1 protein-coding gene and 1 pseudogene are annotated in these 3,004 nt (G+C 61.3%); both read right to left on the bottom strand.

The genetic code is table 11. The annotated features are described in order from the left end of the window. Positions 1-202: 202 nt before the first annotated feature. A complete protein-coding gene (gyrB, locus tag JMF90_RS31355; protein ID WP_201317071.1) occupies positions 203-2,677 on the bottom strand; it encodes a DNA topoisomerase (ATP-hydrolyzing) subunit B in 2,475 nt (824 codons plus the stop codon). 192 nt (positions 2,678-2,869) lie between these two features. Continuing rightward, positions 2,870-3,004, bottom strand: a pseudogene (locus JMF90_RS31350) (DNA polymerase III subunit beta); the annotation flags it as partial.

Here is a 3,004-nt window from a genome sequence, read left to right as displayed (position 1 = left end):
GCCTTAGGCAACGGTGTACCAGAGGTCAATTGTGACGGTAGGCTGAAAAAACGACGGCCACATCAATGAGGTGGCCGTCGTCGTTGCTACCGGGCTGCTTAACGAGAACGTATCAACTTAGGCTATCGAGGCGACTCCATCGATAAAAATCTCAGTGGATGCTTCCCAAAATCTCGCTTTATGGTTCCCGCTACAAACGCCTTCAGACGTCAATATTCCCCGCCCGCAACGCATTACTCTCGATAAACGCCCGCCGCGGCTCGACGTCATCCCCCATCAGCGTAGTAAAGATCCCATCCGCCGCAATCGCGTCTTCGATCTGCACACGCAGCAGACGCCGCACTGCCGGATCCATCGTCGTTTCCCACAGCTGCTCGGGGTTCATCTCGCCGAGCCCCTTATAGCGTTGTTTGGAGACGTTCCGCTCAGCATCCGCCAGCAGCCACTTCATCGCGCTCTTGAAGTCCGCGACGGCCATGCTGCGCTCACCGCGCTTGATGACCGCACCTTCCCCAATAAGCCCCTTGAACGTATTCGCGGTGGTCACGAGCTGCTGATAATCCGCCGTGTGCTGGAATTCCTGGTCGATGACCGAAACGCGCACGTTGCCGTGATGCGTGCGCTCGACATGCAACGCCCGCTGTTCGCGAACCGCGTCATACGAAGGCACAACCCGCACTTCGTTCTTCAGCGCCTCATCATGCAACGCAGCATGCAGCGCCTTAGCCGAGGCCTCGGTCGAAGCCTCGTTGGAGAGATCGATCACCACCCCATCCATGACGGCTTCCAGCGCCGCCGGGTCATACAACCGGCTCAACCGATCGATCACGCTCTGCGACAGTAGATACGACCGCGCCAACTCCCCGAGCGCATCCCCAGAAATCGCCGCCGCATTTTCACCCGGCACCAGCTCCGAGCCTTGCAGCGCCAACCGCAGCATATGCGCGTTGAGCTCCACGTCATCCTTCAGATACCGCTCGTCCTTGCCCGCCTTGATCTTGTAAAGCGGCGGCTGCGCGATATACACGTAGCCGCGCTCGATCATGTCCGGCATCTGGCGATACAGGAACGTGAGCAGCAGCGTCCGGATGTGCGCACCGTCGACGTCCGCGTCGGTCATGATGATGATGCGGTGATAGCGGAGCTTCTCGAGGTTGTAATCGTCCTTGCCGATCCCACAGCCAAGCGCAGTCACGAGCGTGACGATCTGCTCCGACGACAGCAGCTTGTCGTAGCGCGCCTTCTCGACGTTCAGCACCTTGCCGCGCAGCGGCAGGATCGCCTGGAACTTGCGATCACGCCCTTGCTTCGCCGACCCACCTGCCGAGTCACCCTCGACGATGTAGATTTCGCACTTAGCCGGATCCTTCTCCTGGCAGTCCGCGAGCTTGCCGGGCAGGCCAACGCCATCGAGCACGCCCTTGCGTCGCGTCATCTCACGCGCCTTCCGAGCAGCATCCCGCGCCCGAGCAGCTTCAACAATCTTCCCGCAAATGATCTTCGCGTCGATCGGCGTTTCGAGCAGGAACTCTTCCAGCGCCTTCGCCACAACTTCTTCAACCGGCGCACGAACCTCGGACGACACCAGCTTGTCCTTCGTCTGCGAGCTGAACTTCGGCTCCGGTACCTTCACGGACAGCACGCACGACAACCCTTCGCGCATGTCGTCGCCGGTCGTCTCGACCTTCGCCTTCTTCGCGATTTCGTTGTCGGTGATGTACTTGTTGATGACGCGCGTCATCGCGGCCCGCAGGCCGGTCAGGTGCGTGCCGCCGTCGCGCTGCGGAATGTTGTTCGTGAAGCACAGCACGTTCTCGTTGTAGCTGTCGTTCCACTGCATCGCGACCTCGACGCCCACGCCGTCCTTCTCGCCGTTCGCGAAGAACACGGTCGGGTGCAGGTTGGTCTTCGTCTTGTTGATGTACTCGACGAAGCCCTTCACACCGCCGGCGAACGCGAAATCGTCTTCCTTGCCCGAGCGCAGGTCGGTCAGACGAATTCGCACGCCGTTGTTCAGGAACGAAAGCTCACGCATCCGCTTCGCGAGGATGTCGTAGTGATACTCGACCGTGCCGAAAATGGTCGGATCGGCCATGAAGTGCACTTCGGTGCCGCGGTTTTCGGTGTCGCCGGTCACGAGCATCGGCGACACTTCCACGCCGTCCACCACCTCGACCACGCGATCCTGCGCGACGCCGCGATGGAACTCCATGAAACGCTTCTTGCCGTCGCGGCGCACGGTGAGGCGCAGCCAGCTCGACAGCGCGTTCACGCACGACACGCCCACGCCGTGCAGGCCGCCCGACACCTTGTAGCTGTTCTGGTCGAACTTGCCGCCGGCGTGCAGCTCGGTCATCACGATTTCCGCCGCGCTGCGCTTCGGCTCGTGCTTGTCGTTCATCTTCACGTCGGTCGGAATCCCGCGGCCGTTGTCGGTCACGGAAATCGAGTTGTCGGCGTGAATCGTCACGTGGATGTCGTTGCAGTACCCGGCCAACGCTTCGTCGATCGAGTTGTCGAGCACCTCGAACACGAGGTGGTGCAGACCGGTGCCGTCCGACGTGTCGCCGATGTACATCCCGGGGCGCTTGCGCACCGCTTCCAGACCTTCGAGGATCTGGATCGACGAGGCGCCGTAGCTGCTGTTATCGGGTTGCGAATTGTGCTGTTCACTCATGGATATCTTCCGGTTCTGCGGGGCCACTCTCGTGGCGGCGCGGTGCGTTTCAGCGAGGGAAATCGCCGGCCGCTCCAGTTTCCTGGCCCGCCCCAAGTGCCGAAAAGGCACTAAAAGGGCGGGTTGTCGGTTCGCCATAAAAACGCCAAAGGGGCTTGCCGCCCCCTGGTGTGTGTCGCGATGTCGAGCGCGTCAGATGCGCATCGGCATCACGACATACTTGAACTCTCGTTCTCGGGCACGGTGATCGGCGCGCTCGAGCTGGCGTCGCCGAGGCTCACCTGCACGGTGTCGACCTTCAGGTTCGCGAGCACGTCGAGCAGATAC

Source organism: Burkholderia sp. E168m23 (genome assembly GCF_016586125.1).
Taxonomy (GTDB): Bacteria; Pseudomonadota; Gammaproteobacteria; order Burkholderiales; family Burkholderiaceae; genus Burkholderia; species Burkholderia orbicola.
Note: the sequence above shows the minus strand (reverse complement) of the source record. Positions and strands in the feature narration are given on the sequence as shown.

Excerpts from the sequence above, each read along its gene's own strand:
- gyrB (WP_201317071.1), bottom strand. The coding sequence starts at position 2,677 with ATGAGTGAACAGCACAATTCGCAACCCGATAACAGCAGCTACGGCGCC.